This window comes from Pseudomonas sp. TE6283 (genome assembly GCF_054060555.1).
Genome location: NZ_JBSSDH010000022.1, coordinates 1 through 18,619, shown reverse-complemented (window position 1 = coordinate 18,619; position 18,619 = coordinate 1). Strand labels below are relative to the sequence as shown.

Here is an 18,619-nt window from a genome sequence, read left to right as displayed (position 1 = left end):
GCGATCAACGCTTGGCCTGGAAACCGGCGAAGCGCTTGTTGAACCCGGCCACCCGTCCTTCGACCGTGGTCTTGCGCTGCTGCCCGGTGTACACCGGATGCGAGGCACTGGACACATCCAGCGCCACATAGGGGTAAGTCTGGCCGTCGCTGTGCACCTGGGTGCGATCGGTCTCGACGGTCGAGCCGATCAGAAAGAACACATCGGCGGCAGTGTCGTGGAACAACACGGGGCGATAGGCGGGGTGGATACCAGCTTTCATGGGGGGAATCTCCTGCGGGCAATAGTTACTTTATAACATATCTCATTGCGAATGATTTTCGATACCCCAATTTTCATTTTTTCTCGTCCGCCCCACGCTGGCATAGCGGCGCCCAACCGGGCTATGGTCGGGCTTTGCCCCAGGCCCCTGAGCCTGACCGAGCCATTCGCAAGGACACCGTATGAGCCTGTCACTCCTCAGCCGTTACGCCTTCTTCGCCGCCTGCGTGCTGTTCACCCTCGCCAGCCTGCCGTTCCTCGCCCACGACTGGTTGTGGCCGTTCACCCTGACCACCGGGGTGCTCAGCCTGATCGGCGTGTTCGACCTGCTGCAGCAACGCCATGCGGTCCGCCGCAACTACCCGATCCTGGGCAACATCCGCTACCTGGTCGAGGGCATCCGCCCGGAAATCCGCCAATACCTCCTGGAATCGGACAGCGACGCCCTGCCCTTTTCTCGTGCCCAGCGCTCGCTGGTCTACGCCCGGGCCAAGAACGAAGCCTCGGACAAACCCTTTGGCACCTTGATCGACGTCTATGAGTCGGGCTTCGAGTTCATCGGCCACTCCATGCGCCCCGCGCCACTGGCCGACCCGGCGAGCTTTCGCGTCAGCGTCGGCGGCCCGCAGTGCACCCAGCCGTACTCGGCTTCGATCTTCAACATCTCGGCCATGAGCTTCGGCTCGCTCAGCGCCAACGCCATCCGTGCCCTCAACCAGGGCGCCAAGCTGGGCAATTTCCACCACGACACCGGCGAAGGCAGCATCAGCCCCTACCACCGCGAACATGGCGGCGACCTGGTCTGGGAACTGGGCAGCGGCTACTTCGGCTGCCGCACCGCGGACGGTCGCTTCGACCCCGAGCGCTTCGCCGCCCAGGCGCAGAACCCGCAGGTGCGAATGATCGAGATCAAGATGAGCCAGGGCGCCAAGCCCGGCCATGGCGGCATCCTGCCCAAGCACAAGGTGACCCGGGAAATCGCCGAGACCCGTGGCGTCATGATGGGCGAGGACTGCATCTCGCCATCACGCCACAGCGCCTTCTCGACCCCGATCGAGATGATGCAGTTCATCGCCCAGCTGCGTGAGCTGTCCGGCGGCAAGCCGGTGGGCTTCAAGTTCTGCCTGGGCCACCCATGGGAATTCATGGGCATCGCCAAGGCCATGCTGGAGACCGGTATCCTGCCCGACTTCATCGTCGTCGACGGCAAGGAAGGCGGCACCGGCGCCGCCCCGGTGGAGTTCACCGACCATATCGGCGTGCCGCTGCGCGAGGGCCTGCTGTTCGTGCACAACACCCTGGTCGGCCTGAACCTGCGCGACAAGATCAAGCTCGGCGCCAGCGGCAAGATCGTCAGCGCCTTCGACATCGCCAGCGTGCTGGCCATCGGCGCCGACTGGGCCAACTCGGCGCGCGGCTTCATGTTCGCCATCGGCTGCATCCAGTCGCAGAGCTGCCACACCAACAAGTGCCCGACCGGCGTGGCCACCCAGGACGCCCTGCGCCAGCGTGCGCTGGTGGTACCGGACAAGGCCCAGCGGGTGCTCAACTTCCACCACAACACCCTGCGGGCCCTGGCCGAGATGCTCGCCGCGGCGGGCCTGGAGCATCCGGCGCAATTGGAGGCCAAGCACCTGGTGCGACGCATCTCGGCCACCGAGATCAAGCTGTTCTCGCAGATGCACGTGTTCCTCAAGCCGGGCGAGCTGCTGACCGGCGAGGTCAATGGGCAGTTCTATTCGCGGATGTGGCAGTTGGCCCGGGCCGACAGTTTCGAGCCGCATAACGAGGTGGCGGCCTGATCGGCCACGCGATGAGGGCCATGCAAAAACAAAGCCCCGGCACTGGCCGGGGCTTTGTTCATCAGGAGGCGGTACTCGCCACGCCTTGGGCCTCTTTCGGCGCCAGGCGGAAGCAGTAGTACAGCGCCGTCAGCAGTACCAGGAACGCCGGGCCGATGTACAGGGCCACGCGGGTATCCGGGAAGTACGCCATCAGCCCCACCACCAGCACCAGGAACGCCAGCGCCAGGTACGAGCTCAACGGCCACAGCCACATGCGGTACTTCAGCGCGTTGCGCTCGACGGTGGTCAGCCCGGCGCGGAACTTCAGTTGCGCCAGCAGGATCATCACCCAGGTCCAGATCGCGCCGAAGGTGGCGATCGAGGTCACCCAGACGAACACCTTCTCCGGCACCAGGTAGTTGGCCAGCACGCCCAGCAGCAGCGCGGCGATCGACAGCAGCAGCGCGTTGCGCGGCACGCCGCTCCTCGAGGTACGGGCGAAAGTGGCCGGGGCCTGGCCGTTCTGCGCCAGGCTGTAGAGCATGCGCCCGGTACTGAAGATACCGCCGTTGCACGACGACAGCGCGGCGGTGATCACCACGAAGTTGATGATGCCGGCGGCGGTCTTGATGCCGAGGCGCTCGAAGGTCATCACGAACGGGCTGCCCTGGCTGCCGATCTCGTTCCACGGATAGATCGACAGGATCACGAACAGCGCGCCCACATAGAACAGCAGGATGCGCCAGAACACCGAACCGATGGCCTGGGGGATGGTCTTCTGCGGGTTGCGCGCTTCGCCGGCGGTCAGGCCGATCATTTCCACGCCCAGGTAGGCGAACATCACCATCTGCAGCGACATCAGCACGCCGGTCACGCCATTGGGCATGAAGCCGCCGTTGCTCCACAGGTTGGAGATGCCCATGGCCACGCCGTCGTTACCGAAACCGAAGGCGATGATGCCAATACCGCCGAGCACCATGGCGATGATGGTGACGATCTTGATCAGGGCAAACCAGAACTCGAACTCGCCGAACGCCTTGACCGCGATCAGGTTGATCGCGCCCATGCTGCCCAAGGCCATCAGCGCCCAGATCCAGCGCGGCACATCGGGGAACCAGATGCCCATGTAGATGGCCACCGCGGTGATCTCGGCGACGCAGGTCACCAGCCACAGGAACCAGTAGTTCCAGCCGGTGAGGAAGCCCGCCAGGGGGCCGAGGTAGTCCTGCGCGTAGCGGCTGAAGGAGCCTGCCACCGGGTTGTGCACGGCCATCTCGCCGAGGGCGCGCATGATCACCAGGATGGCCAGGCCACCGATGATGTAGGAGAGCATGATGGCGGGGCCGGCCATTTCGATGGCCTTGGCCGATCCCAGGAACAGGCCGACGCCGATACAGGCGCCAAGGGCCATCAGACGGATGTGCCGTTCGCCCAGCTCGCGCTTGAGCGGGCCGCCCTGGACGGACGCGTCGTGGGCAGGATGGTTGCCGACTGGCATAGCAATACAACCTCATTTTGTTATTGGATTTGACCTTCGTGCAGCACCGGCCGCGCCGATAGGCGGGGCGTCGTCTCGCCAGGCCGCCTTGTGGGCGGCCTGTCCCCCGGACGCGGGGCGCCGGCGGGTCGAAGGGGGCGAGCAGTATAGGAAGCCACTTGCAGGGCTTTTCACTATATAAAGCGGGATATTTGGCGAGAATTCTCGGCAAAAAGCCCTTCACTGGAGGGGCATTCTGGCCTCGCTCCGCCCATGCACAGGAATGGGGCAGCTACATTAACAACATTGCCGAAGAATGGAAGTCGCACCAAAGGCGCATGTTCATACGTTATCGCTCGAAGCTTCCTACAAATTTTTCACCAAACTTGGCCAGCGTCTAAGCTTCAGGCAAGCAACGCGAAAACACCTGGCCGGACTCAAGACTATGGGCGCACTGTGGCAATCGGAACCAACCAGAACGGAAGCACCCAAAGCACCTCAGGCTGAAGCCCCCTTGCCCAAGACCCCACGTCAGCGCCGCCTGTGGTGGCGCCTGATCCTGCTCATCCTGTTGATCGGCCTGGTCGCGGTGGGCCTTGCCGCCTATGACGAGTTCCAGACCTCGCGCCTGCAATCGCGCGAGTTCAGCCGCCTGGCCGGTACCCTCACCTACGCCCTGGAGCCCGGCCCGAGCGATGCCATCGTCTACCCGGGCGAGGGTCCGTTCGACAGGCGCCTGGGCTACAGCGCCCTGGGCGAATTCCTGCCGCGATTGCTCAAGCGCGACTACCTGATCAACCAGCAGGTGCGTTTCTCCCCGGCGCTGATGAACTACGTCGATCACGGCCTGTTCGTCCCCTACGTGGAGAAGATCCAGGCTGGCCTGTCGATCACCGACTGCCGCGGCGACATGCTCTATCAATACAACTACCCGCAGCACCTGTACCCGAACTTCGCGGCGATCCCGCCGGTGATGGTCAACAGCCTGCTGTTCATCGAGAACCGCGACCTGCTCGACCCGAAAGACCCGCAGAACAACCCAGCGGTGGACTGGCCACGCTTCGCCAAGGCCGCCTATAGCCAGGTGGCCAAGTACCTGGCCCTGCCCGGGCAGTCAGCCGGGGGCAGCACCCTGGCCACCCAATTGGAGAAGTATCGGCACTCGCCGGACGGACTGACCGTCTCAGGCGCCGAGAAGATCCGCCAGATGATTTCCGCCAGCGTGCGCGCCTACCAGGGCGGCCCCGACACCACCGAGGCTCGCGAGCGCATCGTGCGCGACTACCTCAACAGCGTGCCGCTGTCGGCGGTACCCGGCCACGGCGAGGTACACGGCATGGCCGAGGGCCTGCGGGTGTGGTACGGCGCCGACTTCGACCAGGTCAACCAGGCCCTCACTTCCACCGCCAGCGACGAGAAAAGCATGGCCGAGCGCGGCCTGGCCCTGCGCCAGGTGCTGTCGCTGATGATCGCCCAGCGCCGCCCTTCGCATTACCTGTCAAAGGGCCGCATCGAACTGGCCGAGCTCACCGATTCGCACATCCGCGTACTCGCCGCCAACGGCATCATCGAGCGCGCCCTGGCCGACGCCGCTCTGGCCAGCAAGGCGGTGTACCGCGACTGGGTGGCCCAGCCGACCATCGTGCCGATCATCACCAACAAGGGCATCAGCCTGGCCCGCAACCGCCTGGCGGCCATGCTCAACCGGCCGCTTTACGACCTCGACCGCCTCGATCTGTCGGCCACCAGCACCCTGCAGGCCGACCTGCAGGTGCAGGTCAGCCAGTACCTGAAGAACCTCGCCGACCCGGAGTTCGCCGCGCAGATCGGCCTGATCGGCGAACGCCTGCTCACCGCCAAGACCACCGACCAGGTGAGCTACAGCTTCACCCTGTTCGAACGCACCGCCGACGGCTCACGGGTGCGGGTGCAGACCGACAGCACTAACCAGCCCTTCGACATCAATGAAGGCAGCAAGCTCGAACTGGGCTCCACCGCCAAGCTGCGGGTGCTGACCACCTACCTGGAAATCATCGCCGAGCTGCACGACAAGTACGCCGGCAAGCCGGCAGCCGAGCTGAAGAAGGTCCCGGTGGCCGAACTCGACCGCCTCACCCAGTGGTCGCTGGAATGGCTGATGCAGAACAGCAAGAACCAAAGCCTGGATGCCATGCTCGACGCGGCGCTCGAACGCAAGTACTCGGCCAACACCGGCGAGGCCTTCTTTACCGGTGGCGGCATGCATGTGTTCAACAACTTCCGCAAGGAAGACAACAACCGCAACCCCACGCTCAAGGATGCCCTGCGCGAGTCGATCAACCTGCCGTTCATCCGCCTGATGCGCGACATCGTGCGCTACGTCACCTACCAGCAGCCGTTCAACCGCGAACCGCTGCTCAGGGACGACAGCGATCCGCGCCGCCAGGAATACCTGGCGCGCTTCGCCGACCGCGAAGGCTCCAACTACACCATGCGCTTCTGGAAGAAGTACCAGCGCAAGACTTCGCAACAGCGCCTGGACACCTTCCTCGACAGCATGCGCGTGACCCCGCAGCGCCTCGCCGCGGTGCACCGCTACCTGTTCCCCGAGGCCGGCCAGGAGACCTTCAATGCCTTCGTCCGCGCCCACAGCAAGGACGACAAGAAGGCCATGGCCAAGCTCACCGACAGCCGCCTGGTGGAGATGTACGAAGCCTACGGCCCAGGCAAATACGACCTGCCCGACCAGGGCTACATCGCCAAGGTCCACCCGCTGGACCTGTGGCTGCTCGGCTACCTGCTGAAGAACCCCGGCGCCTCGCTCAAGGACGCCCTCAACGCCAGCCGCTTCGAGCGCCAGGAGGTCTACAGCTGGCTGTTCAAGAGCCGCCACCAGGGCGCCCGCGACAGCCGCATCCGCACCATGGTCGAGATCGAGGCGTTCACTGATATCCATCAACGCTGGAAGCGCGTCGGCTACCCGTTCGACCACCTGGTGCCGTCGCTGGCCACCGCCATCGGCAGCTCCGGCGACCGCCCGGCCGCGCTGTCCGAACTGGTCGGGATCATCCAGAACGACGGCGTGCGCCTGCCCACGCTGCGCATCGACACCCTGCACTTCGCCCAGAACACCCCCTATGAGACGCAGCTGATCAGCGACCCGGACCGTGGCCAGCGCATCCTCCCAGTGGAAGTCGCCCGGGCGCTCAAGGGCGCCATGTCGCAGGTGGTCGACGCCGGCACCGCGCGGCGCATCTCCGGCAGCTTCAAGCTGCACGACGGCACCCCGCTGGTGATGGGCGGCAAGACCGGCACCGGCGACAACCGCATCGAAAGCTTCGGCGCCGGCGGTCGGTTGATCGGCTCGCGTTCGCTGAACCGCACCGCGACCTTCGTGTTCTTCCTCGGCGACAACCACTTCGGCACCCTCACCGCGTTCGTCCCGGGGCGCTCGGCAGAAGCCTTCAAGTTCACCTCGGCGCTGCCGGTTCAGGTGCTCAAGGGCATGGCGCCGATCCTCATGCCGTATCTGGAGCCGGGCAACCCCACCGCCTGCAAGGCGCCGCAGGTGACGGGCCAGTCCTGAACCATCAAGAAATTAGATGATAATCATCTGCATTTGAAGGCTTGTCTTTAGATATATCTTGAGTAAGATCTTACGATATATCTAAACAGACGGAGCCCTTCCCCATGCGTGACCACGACCCCTTCGAACGCCGCCCCGGCCGCGGCGAGCGTGGCCCGCGGGTGTTCGCCCCGGGCGACCTGAAGCTGCTGATTCTGTCGATGCTGGCCGAGCAACCCGGCCACGGCTACGACCTGATCCGCCAGATCGAGACCCTCTTCGACGGCAGCTACAGCCCCAGCCCCGGGGTGATCTACCCCACCCTCAGCTACCTCGAAGAAGCCGAGCTGGTCACCGGCGCCATCCAGGGCAGCAAGCGCCTCTACGCCATCACCGATGCCGGCCGCAGTGCCCTGCAGGAACAGGCCGTCGCCCTCGACGGCGTGCGCATGCGCATCGAGGTGAGCAAGCGTGCGCTGCGCGGCCACGACCGGCCGCCGGAAATCCACGAAGCCGTCGGCAACCTGCGCCACGCCCTGCACATGCACAGTGGCCGCTGGACCAGCGAAGAGATCGAGCGGGTGCGCAACCTGCTCAACGACACCGCCAAGGCCATCGCCTCCGGGCCGGCCACCCCTGTTACGGAGAACACCCCATGAGCGACACCATTCATCGCGTCAACCACGAGATCCGCCAGCGCCGCCTCGAAGTGCTGCGGGTCACCGACCTCACCCCACGCATGCGCCGCATCACCCTCGGTGGCGCGGAGCTGGCCGGCTTCACCAGTGTCGGCACGGACGACCACATCAAGCTGCTGTTCGCCTGCACGCCCGAAGAGCAGCAGGCCATCGACGCGCGCAACCTGGGCCGCGACGGCGGCGCCCGGCCGACCATGCGCGAATACACGCCACGGCGCATCGACCTGGTGAACAACCAGCTGGATATCGATTTCGTCCTGCATGGCGACGGCCCCGCCTCTACCTGGGCAGCCCAGGCCACACCTGGCCAGACCCTGGACATCGCCGGCCCGCGGGCCTCGATGGTGGTGCCGGATATCTTCGACAGCTACCTGCTGATCGGCGACGAGACGGCGATCCCGGCCATTGCCCGGCGCCTGGAAGAACTGCCGGCGGGCCGCCAGGTACTGGCGGTGATCCAGATCGAGGACGAGCAGGAGCGCCAGATGCTTACGAGCAAGGCCCAGGTCGAGGTGATCTGGGTGCGCCGGCACCAGGAGGATGTGCTGGAGCGGGTGAAGCACCTGGCGTTGCCCAAGGGCCGGTTGTATGGCTGGGTGGCGCTGGAGAAGGCTCTGACCCGCCAGGCCAAGGCGCTGCTGCTGGAGAAAGGCGTTCCCGAGGATGCCCTCAAGGCTGCGGCTTACTGGCGAGCTGACGGTACCGCCGACGACGAATGATCGGGATCTGCACATGCCGTGGAGCGGCCTTGCCGAGGCGTCGGCAAGGCCGCTCAGGGATTGCATATGGTCTATCTCATGCAGGCCTGCGCCAGCGATCCCCCCCCCACAAGACCAACCCGATCCCCCAGAACCCCGCCAGCACCATCAGGGCATTGCCCAGCACCTGCCCATATCCCAACCGTGCCACATCGATGAACGGATAGGGGTACACCCCGATCTCATGCCCGCGCAGCAGCACGAAGGCGAAATACAGCACCGGGTACAACGCCCAAGCTGCCAAGTGCCAGAGTCGCAATCGCCCCTTGGGCACCTCCAGCCACCAGTACAGGACGAACACCAGCGGCATCACATCGTGCAGCAGTTCGTCCGCCAGCCACTGCCAGCCTTGAGGCTGCCAAAGGTGGCGCAGCAACAGGCTGTAGGCCAGCGCGACCAGCAGGATGCTCGCGGCGATGCATGAACTCACAGCAGGCGACAGGAACCAGCGCCTGGCCGCCGACTCGCGGCCGAACGCGGCCTGGCTGAGCACGGTGGCCACCAGCGTGTTGCTCAACACCGTGAAAAAACAGAACAGGTTGACCAGCCCGCCGATCAGGCTGGCCTGCTCCTGCCAGCGCGCCAGCAGCACCAGGTACAACTGGATCGCCAGGCCGGTCCAGCCGAGGACGGCCGCCAGGGTCAGCCAGGGGCGGCGCGGCATCAGCCTTTGCGCTGCAGCTTCACGTACAGCTGCTCGACCTTTTCCCGTGCCCATGGGGTCTTGCGCAGGAAGGTCAGGCTCGACTTGATGCTCGGGTCGCTTTTGAAGCAGCGGATGTCGACGCGCTCGGCCAGGCCCTGCCATTGGTAGTGCGCCACCAGTTCGGTAAGGATCTGCTCGAGGGTCTTGCCGTGCAGCGCGTTGTGATTGGCCGTGCTCATGCCAGTGCTCCAGGTTCGGGAAGGTGCGCACCTTACACGAGTGTAGTGGCATCTACAGCCTCTACCGCTGAGCCCTGTAGGAGACTGCCCAGCCCTTCGGGCCACGCTGTCGCGCTGGAAACTGTCCTCTGTGGGAGCGGCCTTGCGTCGCGAAAGGGGCGCGCAGCGGCCCCGGGTTCTGAGCCACCATCAAAAATTGCCGGGCTGCTGCGCAGCCCTTTCGCGACGCAAGGCCGCTCCCACAGGGCTGGACGATCTCCTACAGGATAAACACGTCACTTCACAAAGTACTGGCCCGTGGCAAACAGTTCGTGATGAAATGTTATAAAGTAACCACTAGCAATTCTGCCAAGGAACGCCACATCCCCATGCGTCACATGCCACTGCACCTCTCTCCCCTTGCCGTCGCGCTTTGGCTGGCCTCCACCGCCAGCCAGGCCGTGGAGCTGCAACCCCAGGTGATCACTGCCAACCCGCTGGGCAACGCCCAACTGGCCGCGCCCAGCACCGTCCTCGAAGGTGACGACCTGCTGCAACAGCAACACGCCAGCCTCGGTGAAACCCTCAACAAACAACCCGGCGTCGCCTCCACCTGGTTCGGCCCCGGCGCCAGCCGCCCGGTGATCCGCGGCCTGGACGGCGACCGTATCCGCATCCTGCGCAACGGCGTCGGCGCCCTGGACGCCTCGTCGCTGTCCTACGACCACGCCGTGCCACTGGACCCGGTCACCGTCGAGCGGGTCGAGATCGTCCGTGGCCCGGCCGCCCTGTTGTATGGCGGCAACGCCATCGGCGGCGTGGTCAACACCTTCGACAACCGCATCCCCGACTCGCCCATCGACGGCATCCACGGCGCGGGCGAGCTGCGCTACGGCGGCGCCGACACCACCCGCAGCAGCGCCGGCAAGCTGGAGGCCGGCAACGGCGCCTTCGCCCTGCACCTGGACGCCAACAGCCGCCAGTTCAACGACCTGCGCATCCCCGGCTACGCCCGCAGTTCGAAGGTCCGCGATGCCGACGAGCCCGGCAGCAAGCATCGCCTGAAAAACAGCGACGGTCGCCAGGACGGCGGTGCGATCGGCGGTTCGTACCATTGGGATCACGGCTACACCGGCCTGTCCTACAGCCGCTACGACAGCAACTACGGCTCGGTGGCCGAGCCCGGCGTGCGCCTGGACATGCAGCAGGACCACTACGGCTTCGCCTCGGAACTGCGCGACCTCGACGGGCCGTTCAGCTCGGTCAAGGTCGATGCCGGCTACACCGACTACCAGCACCGCGAAATCGAAAGCGGCGAGGTGCACACCACCTTCAAGAACAAGGGCTACGAAGCGCGCATCGAGGCCCGTCACCAGCCGCTGGGCCCGGTCGAGGGCGTGGTCGGCGCCCAGGTCAGCCGCAACGAATTCTCCGCGCTGGGCGAGGAAGCCTTTGTCCCGCACACCGACACCGACAGCCTGGCGCTGTTCCTGCTCGAGCAATGGCAGGCCAGCGAACGCCTGAACCTGAGCCTGGGCGCGCGCCTGGAACACACCCGGGTCGATCCGGACGCCAAGGGCAACGAGAACTTCGCCGGGGCGGACAGCGCCAGCAGCTTCAACGCCTTGAGCCTGTCCTCGGGCGCGGTGTACCAGCTCGACCCGGTCTGGTCGCTGGCCGCCAACCTTGGCTACACCGAGCGGGCGCCGACTTTCTACGAGCTGTACGCCAACGGTGCCCACGTGGCCACCGGCGCCTACGAGATCGGCGATCCGAACCTGAACAAGGAAAAGGCCATATCCACCGACCTGGCACTGCGCTTCGACAACGGCACCCACAAGGGCAGCGTCGGCGTGTTCTACAGCCATTTTCGCAACTACATCGGCCTGATCGGCACCGGTAACCTGCGTGAAGGCCATGATCACGACCACGACGATCACGACCATGATCATGACCACAGCGATATCCCCGAGTATGCCTATCAGGGCGTGCGGGCACGCTTCTACGGCATCGAGGCCCAGGACCGCTGGCAACTGCTGGAAAACCGCTACGGCAGCTTCGCCCTGGAACTGTCCGGCGACTACACCCGGGCCAAGAACCTCGACAGCGGCGAGCCGCTGCCGCGCATAGCCCCGTTGCGCCTGAACAGCGGCCTGGTCTGGGAGCTGGACCGCTGGCAGGCGCGTGTCGATGTGCAGCACGCGGCGTCACAGCACCGCAAACCGGCCAACGAGACCAGCACCGATGGCTACACCACCCTCGGCGCCAGCCTGGGGTATCGCTTCGACATCGGCCAGAGTGAATGGCTGGCCTTCGTGCGCGGCGAGAACCTCACCGACCAGACCGTGCGCTATGCCAGCTCGATCCTGCGTGATATCGCGCCGGCGCCGGGGCGTAGTGTGCAGGTGGGGCTGCGTACCAGCTTCTGATTGCCGGGGGGGCGCCATGCGCCCCTTTCGCCGGCAGGCCGGCTCCCACAGGACTGCGCTGTACCGGTGGGAGCCGACTTGCCGGCGAATAAACTGCGAAGCAGCCTCCTGCGCACTTACTGTTACTCCATCAGCAACAATCCCCTGCGACATTTTGTCTTTTTTTCTTACAACTTCCCCTATATCCTCCCCGCCGCAAGCTGAATCGCTTCACTCGTTTCCCAACGCAGTCATTTCCCTTCGAAGATCTCGCACTTCGTTGCGCTTGCCGTTTCTTCAACAATCAAAAGATAGCGCTATCTCATGCTCCAGCTGCCCAATACCCGCTACTCCGGCCTCGCCCTCGCCACCCTGCTCGGCGCCCTGTCCCCCACCACCAGCGCCAGCGAAATGTTCGCCAAGGACTCGCCGTGGATGCTCGGAGACTGGGGCGGAACCCGCAGCGAGCTGCTGGAGAAAGGCTATGACTTCACCCTCGGCTACACCGGCGAGATGGGCAGCAACCTGCACGGCGGCTACAGCCATGACCGCGCGGCGCGCTACAGCGACCAGTTCACCTTCGGCGTGAACATGGACCTGCAAAAGATCCTCGGCTGGCAAGACACCGAGTTCCAGCTGACCGTCACCGAACGTCATGGCGACAACATCAGCAACGACCGCATCAACGACCCGCGCGTCGGCGGTTTCACCTCGGCCCAGGAGGTCTGGGGCCGTGGCGAGACCTGGCGGCTGACGCAGATGTGGATCAAGCAGAAATACTTCGATGGCACGCTGGACGTGAAATTCGGCCGCTTCGGCGAAGGCGAGGACTTCAACAGCTTCCCCTGCGACTTCCAGAACCTGGCGTTCTGCGGCTCGCAGGTGGGCAACTGGGTCGGCGGCATCTGGTACAACTGGCCGGTCAGCCAGTGGGCCCTGCGCGTGCGCTACAACCTGAACGACGCACTCTACGCCCAGGTCGGCGTGTTCGAGCAGAACCCCTCCAACCTCGAGAGCGGCAACGGCTTCAAGCTCAGCGGCAGCGGCACCCAGGGCGCGGTGATGCCGATCGAACTGGTCTGGAGCCCGCGGGTCAATGGCCTGAAAGGGGAATATCGCGCCGGCTACTACTACAGTAATGCCAAGGCACAGGATGTACTCAAGGACAGCACCGGCGCGCCTGCCGCCATCAGCGGCGCCGCCTACCGCAGCAGCTCGAGCAAGCATGGCCTGTGGCTCGGCGCCCAGCAGCAGGTGACCGCGCTGGCCTCCGACCAGTCGCGCGGCCTGAGCCTGTTCGCCAATGCCACGGTGCACGACAAGAAGACCAATGCCATCGACAACTATGTGCAGGCAGGTGTGGTTTACAAAGGGCCCTTCGATGCCCGCGCCAAGGACGACATCGGTTTCGCCCTGGCCCGCGTGCACGTCAATCCCGGCTACCGCAAGAACGCCCGCCTCATCAACCAGGCCAACGGCCTGGACGACTACGACAACCCCGGTTTCCTGCCCGTGCAGGACACCGAATACAGCGCCGAACTCTATTACGGCATCCACCTGGCCGACTGGCTCACCGTGCGCCCGAACCTGCAGTACATCCGCCATCCGGGCGGGGTGTCGCGGGTCGACGACGCCCTGATCGGCGGCCTGAAGATCCAGAGCAGTTTCTAACCCGACCCTTTCACACTACGGAGAACAGACGATGAGCACTGACGGTGCCAAGAATGGAACCCGCTGGCTACCGCGCCTGATGGGCGTATTGCTGCTGCTGATGGGGCTGGCCCTGCTGGCCGGCGGCATCAAGCTGAGCCAGCTGGGTGGCTCGCTTTACTACCTGATTGCCGGTATCGGCTTCGCCTTGTCCGGCATCCTGCTGCTGGCCAAGCGTCGCATCGCCCTGGGCCTGTATGGCCTGGTGCTGCTGGGCAGCACCGCCTGGGCGCTGCTGGAAGTCGGCCTGGACTGGTGGCAGCTGGTGCCGCGCCTGGCCATCTGGTTCGCCATCGGCGTGGTCCTGCTGCTGCCGTGGGCACGCCGCCCGCTGGTCGGCCCCGCGTCGAAAGTCAACACCGCCCTGCTCAGCGTCGCCGTGGTCGCCTCCGGCGCCACCGCCGTGGCCAGCCAGTTCACCCACCCGGGCGAGATCCGTGGCGAGTTCACCCGCGACAACAGCGAAATGGGCAGCGCCGCTCCGGCCATGCCGGAGGGTGAATGGCAGGCCTACGGCCGCACCGAACACGGCGACCGCTACTCGCCGCTGCGCCAGATCACCCCGCAGAACGCCTACCGCCTCGAAGAGGCCTGGCGCATCCGCACCGGCGATCTGCCAAGCGAAAACGACCCGGTGGAGCTGACCAACCAGAACACCCCGCTGAAGGTCAACGGCATGCTCTATGCCTGCACCGCCCACAGCCGCCTGCTGGCCTTGGACCCGGACACCGGCGCCGAAATCTGGCGCTACGACCCCCAGGTCAAGAGCCCCACCGGCACCTTCAAGGGCTTCGCCCACATGACCTGCCGCGGCGTCTCGTACTATGACGAGAACAAGTACGTCAGCCGTGATGGCAGCCCCGCACCGAAGATCACCGACGCAGGCCAGGCCGTGGCCCAGGCTTGCCCACGCCGCCTCTACCTGCCCACCGCCGACGCCCGCCTGATCGCCATCAACGCCGACACCGGCAAGGTCTGCGAAGGCTTCGCCAACCAGGGCGTGATCGACCTGACCCGTGGCATCGGACCGTTCACCGCTGGTGGCTACTATTCCACCTCGCCAGCGGCGATCACCCGTGACCTGGTGATCATCGGCGGCCATGTCACCGACAACGAGTCGACCAACGAGCCATCCGGCGTGATCCGCGCCTACGACGTGCACGACGGCCACCTGGTGTGGAACTGGGACAGCAACAACCCGGACGACACCAAGCCCCTGGCCGACGGCAAGCAGTACAGCCGCAACTCGGCCAACATGTGGTCGATCGCCAGCGTCGATGAAGACCTCGGCATGATCTACCTGCCGCTGGGCAACCAGACTCCGGACCAGTGGGGCGCCGACCGCACCCCGGGCGCGGAGAAGTACAGCGCCGGCATCGTCGCCCTCGACCTGGCCACCGGCAAGGCGCGCTGGAACTACCAGTTCACCCACCACGACCTGTGGGACATGGACGTCGGCAGCCAGCCGACCCTGGTTCACCTGAAGACCGACGACGGCGTCAAGCCGGCGGTCATCGTGCCGACCAAGCAAGGCAGCCTGTACGTGCTCGACCGCCGCGACGGCACGCCGATCGTGCCGATCCGCGAGATCCCGGTACCGCAGGGCGCCGTGAAAGGCGACCACACCGCGCCGACCCAGGCCCGCTCCGACCTCAACCTGCTCGGCCCCGATCTGACCGAACAGGCCATGTGGGGCGCCACGCCGTTCGACCAGATGCTCTGCCGCATCCAGTTCCGCAGCCTGCGTTACGAAGGCCAGTACACCCCACCGTCCGAGCAGGGCAGCCTTGTCTACCCAGGCAACGTCGGCGTGTTCAACTGGGGCAGTGTGTCGGTCGACCCGGTGCGCCAGATCCTCTTCACCTCGCCGAACTACATGGCCTTCGTGTCTAAGATGATCCCGCGCGAGCAGGTAGCAGAAGGCAGCAAGCGCGAAAGCGAGACCAGCGGCGTGCAGCCGAACGCCGGCGCGCCGTACGCGGTGACCATGCACCCGTTCATGTCGCCGCTGGGCATCCCGTGCCAGGCACCGGCCTGGGGCTATGTGGCGGCCATCGACCTGTTCACCAACAAGGTGGTGTGGAAGCACAAGAACGGCACCACCCGCGACAGCACCCCGGTGCCGATCGGCATGCCGGTGGGCGTGCCAAGCATGGGTGGCTCGATCGTCACCGCCGGCGGCGTGGGCTTCCTCAGCGGTACCCTGGACCAGTACCTGCGCGCCTACGACGTGAAGAACGGCCAGGAGTTGTGGAAGGCTCGTCTGCCGGCCGGCGGCCAGGCCACGCCGATGACCTACACCGGCAAGGACGGCAAGCAGTATGTGCTGGTGACCGCGGGCGGCCACGGCTCGCTGGGCACTAAAATGGGCGACTACATCATCGCTTACAAATTGGCTGAGTAAGCGTCACGCCTGTCGCAGGGCAGGCCCGCTCCCACCCAGGGAGCGGGCTTACCCGCTATTGTTCCCCCCGCAGTTCTCCCCCCCTTCGTCTACCATTGAAACCTGCCCACCACCGCCCCATCTAAGCACCATAGCCATTCACGCAGGTGCCCCATGAGCGACCAGCAGGATTTCCCAGAACATCCCGACGAACACAGCGAAGTCGAACACCTCGATCCCTCGGCCGCCCCCGGCCACCACCTCGCCCTGCCCGGCCAGCAACTGCCGGACAAGGTCTATGTGATCCCGATCCACAACCGCCCATTCTTCCCCGCGCAAGTGCTGCCGGTGATCGTCAACGAAGAACCCTGGGCCGAAACCCTCGACCTGGTCGCCAAGACCCCGCACCACGCGCTGGCGCTGTTCTTCATGGACACCCCGCCGGAAGACCACCGCCACTTCGACACCAAGGCCCTGCCCGAGTACGGCACCCTGGTGAAGGTCCACCACGCCAGCCGCGAAGGCGGCAAGCTGCAGTTCGTCGCCCAGGGCCTGACCCGCGTGCGTATCCGCACCTGGCTCAAGCACCACCGCCCACCCTACCTGGTGGAGGTCGACTACCCACGCCAGCCGGCGGAGCCCAACGACGAAGTGAAGGCCTACGGCATGGCCCTGATCAACGCGATCAAGGAACTGCTGCCGCTCAACCCGCTGTACAGCGAAGAGCTGAAGAACTACCTCAACCGCTTCAGCCCCAATGACCCCTCGCCACTCACCGACTTCGCCGCCGCCCTCACCTCGGCCACCGGCAACCAGCTGCAGGAAGTGCTCGACTGCGTACCCATGCTCAAACGCATGGAAAAGGTCCTGCCGATGCTGCGCAAGGAAGTCGAGGTGGCCCGGCTGCAGAACGAGATCTCCGCCGAGGTGAACCGGCAGATCGGCGAGCACCAGCGCGAGTTCTTCCTCAAGGAGCAGCTCAAGGTCATCCAGCAGGAGCTGGGCCTGACCAAGGACGACCGCAGCGCCGACCTGGAGCAGTTCCAGCAGCGCCTGGAGGGCAAGACCCTGCCTGACCAGGCGAAAAAACGCATCGACGAGGAGATGGGCAAGCTAGCCATCCTCGAGACCGGCTCGCCGGAGTACGCCGTCACCCGCAACTACCTGGAATGGGCCACGGCTCTGCCCTGGGGCGTGTACGGCAAGGACAAGCTCGACCTCAAGCACGCGCGCAAGGTCCTCGACCGCCACCACGCGGGCCTGGACGACATCAAGGAGCGCATCCTCGAGTTCCTCGCCGTGGGCGCCTGGAAAGGTGAGATAAGCGGCTCCATCGTGCTGCTGGTGGGTCCGCCGGGCGTCGGCAAGACCAGCATCGGCAAGTCCATCGCCGAGTCCCTGGGCCGACCGTTCTACCGCTTCAGTGTCGGCGGCATGCGCGACGAGGCCGAGATCAAGGGCCACCGCCGCTCCTACATCGGCGCCCAGCCGGGCAAGCTGGTGCAGGCGCTGAAGGAGGTCGAGGTGATGAACCCGGTGATCATGCTCGACGAGATCGACAAGATGGGCCAGAGCTACCAGGGCGACCCGGCCTCGGCGCTGCTGGAAACCCTCGACCCGGAACAGAACGTCGACTTCCTCGACCATTACCTCGATCTGCGCCTGGACCTGTCCAAGGTGCTGTTCGTCTGCACCGCCAACACCCTCGACTCGATCCCCGGCCCGTTGCTCGACCGTATGGAAGTGATCCGCCTGTCCGGCTACATCACCGAGGAAAAGCTGGCCATTGCCAAGCGCCACCTGTGGCCCAAGCAGCTGGACAAGGCCGGCGTGGCCAAGACCAGCCTGAGCATCAACGACGCCGCCCTGCGTGCGGTGATCGAGGGCTATGCCCGCGAAGCCGGTGTGCGTCAGTTGGAGAAACAGCTGGGCAAGCTGGTGCGCAAGTCGGTGGTCAAGCTGCTGGAAGATCCGCAGGCCAAACTCAAGATCGCCGCCAAGGACCTCGAGCCCGCCCTGGGCATGCCGGTATTTCGCAGCGAGCAGGTACTGGCCGGCAAGGGCGTGATCACAGGTCTCGCCTGGACCAGCATGGGCGGTGCCACCCTGCCGATCGAGGCCACGCATATCCACAGCCTCAACCGCGGCCTCAAGCTCACCGGGCAGCTGGGTGACGTGATGAAGGAATCGGCAGAGATCGCCTACAGCTACATCAGCTCGAACCTCAAGCAGTTCGGTGGCACGCCCGGCTACTTCAACGAGGCGTTCATCCACTTGCACGTGCCCGAGGGCGCCACGCCCAAGGATGGCCCCAGCGCCGGCGTGACCATGGCCAGTGCCTTGCTCTCGCTGGCCCGCGACCAGGCGCCGAAGAAAGGCGTGGCCATGACCGGCGAGCTGACCCTGACCGGCCAGGTGCTGCCGATCGGCGGGGTGCGCGAGAAAGTGATCGCCGCGCGACGGCAGAAAATCTTCGAACTGATCCTACCGGAGGCCAATCGTGGCGATTTCGAAGAGCTGCCTGACTACCTGAAGGAAGGGTTGAGCGTGCACTTCGCCAAGCGCTTTACCGACGTGGCGAAAGTGTTGTTCTGACAGCCCGTCTTCGCGGGGGCCCCCCCCCCCCCCCCCCACCCGGGGGGGGGGGGGGGGGCCCCCCCCGCCCCCCCCCCCCCCCCCAAAACACAGACACCACGGGGGTTGACAGCCACAAAACAACCGAAGGAGCAACA

The 18,619-nt window shown here is 65.4% G+C and carries 12 protein-coding genes; 8 read left to right on the top strand and 4 right to left on the bottom strand.

Features of this window, described 5'->3' with window-relative positions; translation table 11 throughout:
• Positions 1–4: 4 nt before the first annotated feature.
• Positions 5–262 carry a type B 50S ribosomal protein L31 gene (locus ACVWZ5_RS22360; protein WP_028690102.1) on the bottom strand — a complete coding sequence of 86 codons (258 nt, stop codon included), beginning with the start codon at positions 260–262 and terminating at the stop codon, positions 5–7.
• Between the two features lie 181 nt (positions 263–443).
• Here ACVWZ5_RS22360 and ACVWZ5_RS22355 point away from each other — a divergent pair, with 181 nt between their 5' ends.
• On the top strand, positions 444–2,063 hold the full coding sequence (locus tag ACVWZ5_RS22355) for an FMN-binding glutamate synthase family protein (RefSeq protein WP_084941874.1): 1,620 nt from the start codon (positions 444–446) through the stop codon (positions 2,061–2,063).
• Between the two features lie 61 nt (positions 2,064–2,124).
• Here the strand turns inward: ACVWZ5_RS22355 and ACVWZ5_RS22350 are convergent, their stop codons facing one another.
• Entirely contained in the window at positions 2,125–3,543 is a 1,419-nt protein-coding gene (locus ACVWZ5_RS22350; RefSeq protein ID WP_062573033.1) for an amino acid permease, read from the bottom strand.
• A gap of 424 nt (positions 3,544–3,967) precedes the next feature.
• Between ACVWZ5_RS22350 and ACVWZ5_RS22345 the strand changes: the two genes are divergently transcribed.
• The 3 genes from ACVWZ5_RS22345 (at position 3,968) to ACVWZ5_RS22335 (ending at position 8,483) form a co-directional block, all read left to right on the top strand.
• Positions 3,968–7,087, top strand: a complete 3,120-nt coding sequence (locus ACVWZ5_RS22345; RefSeq protein ID WP_062573032.1) for a transglycosylase domain-containing protein — start codon at positions 3,968–3,970, stop codon at positions 7,085–7,087.
• Between the two features lie 104 nt (positions 7,088–7,191).
• Complete coding sequence (locus ACVWZ5_RS22340; protein WP_062573031.1) at positions 7,192–7,725, top strand: PadR family transcriptional regulator; 534 nt, start codon at positions 7,192–7,194, stop codon at positions 7,723–7,725.
• The gene (locus ACVWZ5_RS22335; RefSeq protein WP_336196476.1) at positions 7,722–8,483 is read left to right on the top strand and encodes a siderophore-interacting protein; all 762 of its coding nucleotides are present in this window, start codon (positions 7,722–7,724) and stop codon (positions 8,481–8,483) included. Before ACVWZ5_RS22340 ends, ACVWZ5_RS22335 begins: the two co-directional genes overlap by 4 nt.
• A gap of 76 nt (positions 8,484–8,559) precedes the next feature.
• Here ACVWZ5_RS22335 and ACVWZ5_RS22330 read toward each other — a convergent pair whose 3' ends face one another.
• Together ACVWZ5_RS22330 and ACVWZ5_RS22325 are read right to left on the bottom strand one after the other, a co-directional pair.
• Positions 8,560–9,186 carry a Pr6Pr family membrane protein gene (locus ACVWZ5_RS22330; RefSeq protein ID WP_457340862.1) on the bottom strand — a complete coding sequence of 209 codons (627 nt, stop codon included), beginning with the start codon at positions 9,184–9,186 and terminating at the stop codon, positions 8,560–8,562.
• Positions 9,186–9,407, bottom strand: coding sequence for a VF530 family protein (locus ACVWZ5_RS22325; protein ID WP_028690109.1), 222 nt, complete (start codon positions 9,405–9,407; stop codon positions 9,186–9,188). Before ACVWZ5_RS22325 ends, ACVWZ5_RS22330 begins: the two co-directional genes overlap by 1 nt.
• A 368-nt stretch (positions 9,408–9,775) precedes the next feature.
• On the opposite strand from ACVWZ5_RS22325, the gene ACVWZ5_RS22320 reads away from it, so the two are divergent.
• From ACVWZ5_RS22320 to lon, 4 genes are all read left to right on the top strand, one after another.
• Positions 9,776–11,815: a TonB-dependent receptor gene (locus tag ACVWZ5_RS22320; protein WP_084941880.1), complete on the top strand. Its 2,040-nt coding sequence runs from the start codon at positions 9,776–9,778 to the stop codon at positions 11,813–11,815.
• Positions 11,816–12,118: 303 nt separating this feature from the next.
• A complete protein-coding gene (locus ACVWZ5_RS22315) occupies positions 12,119–13,465 on the top strand; it encodes a carbohydrate porin (protein ID WP_028690111.1) in 1,347 nt (448 codons plus the stop codon).
• 31 nt (positions 13,466–13,496) lie between these two features.
• Positions 13,497–15,908 (top strand): glucose/quinate/shikimate family membrane-bound PQQ-dependent dehydrogenase, encoded by a 2,412-nt coding sequence (locus tag ACVWZ5_RS22310; RefSeq protein ID WP_062573026.1) that lies wholly within the window; start codon positions 13,497–13,499, stop codon positions 15,906–15,908.
• A gap of 153 nt (positions 15,909–16,061) precedes the next feature.
• The gene (lon, locus tag ACVWZ5_RS22305; RefSeq protein ID WP_457340861.1) at positions 16,062–18,482 is read left to right on the top strand and encodes an endopeptidase La; all 2,421 of its coding nucleotides are present in this window, start codon (positions 16,062–16,064) and stop codon (positions 18,480–18,482) included.
• Positions 18,483–18,619: the final 137 nt, after the last annotated feature.

Excerpts from the sequence above, each read along its gene's own strand:
- ACVWZ5_RS22325 (WP_028690109.1), bottom strand. The coding sequence starts at position 9,407 with ATGAGCACGGCCAATCACAACGCGCTGCACGGCAAGACCCTCGAGCAG.
- ACVWZ5_RS22320 (WP_084941880.1), top strand. The coding sequence starts at position 9,776 with ATGCGTCACATGCCACTGCACCTCTCTCCCCTTGCCGTCGCGCTTTGG.
- ACVWZ5_RS22345 (WP_062573032.1), top strand. The coding sequence starts at position 3,968 with ATGGGCGCACTGTGGCAATCGGAACCAACCAGAACGGAAGCACCCAAA.
- ACVWZ5_RS22330 (WP_457340862.1), bottom strand. The coding sequence starts at position 9,186 with ATGCCGCGCCGCCCCTGGCTGACCCTGGCGGCCGTCCTCGGCTGGACC.
- ACVWZ5_RS22355 (WP_084941874.1), top strand. The coding sequence starts at position 444 with ATGAGCCTGTCACTCCTCAGCCGTTACGCCTTCTTCGCCGCCTGCGTG.
- ACVWZ5_RS22310 (WP_062573026.1), top strand. The coding sequence starts at position 13,497 with ATGAGCACTGACGGTGCCAAGAATGGAACCCGCTGGCTACCGCGCCTG.
- ACVWZ5_RS22340 (WP_062573031.1), top strand. The coding sequence starts at position 7,192 with ATGCGTGACCACGACCCCTTCGAACGCCGCCCCGGCCGCGGCGAGCGT.
- ACVWZ5_RS22350 (WP_062573033.1), bottom strand. The coding sequence starts at position 3,543 with ATGCCAGTCGGCAACCATCCTGCCCACGACGCGTCCGTCCAGGGCGGC.
- ACVWZ5_RS22360 (WP_028690102.1), bottom strand. The coding sequence starts at position 262 with ATGAAAGCTGGTATCCACCCCGCCTATCGCCCCGTGTTGTTCCACGAC.
- ACVWZ5_RS22315 (WP_028690111.1), top strand. The coding sequence starts at position 12,119 with ATGCTCCAGCTGCCCAATACCCGCTACTCCGGCCTCGCCCTCGCCACC.
- ACVWZ5_RS22335 (WP_336196476.1), top strand. The coding sequence starts at position 7,722 with ATGAGCGACACCATTCATCGCGTCAACCACGAGATCCGCCAGCGCCGC.
- lon (WP_457340861.1), top strand. The coding sequence starts at position 16,062 with ATGAGCGACCAGCAGGATTTCCCAGAACATCCCGACGAACACAGCGAA.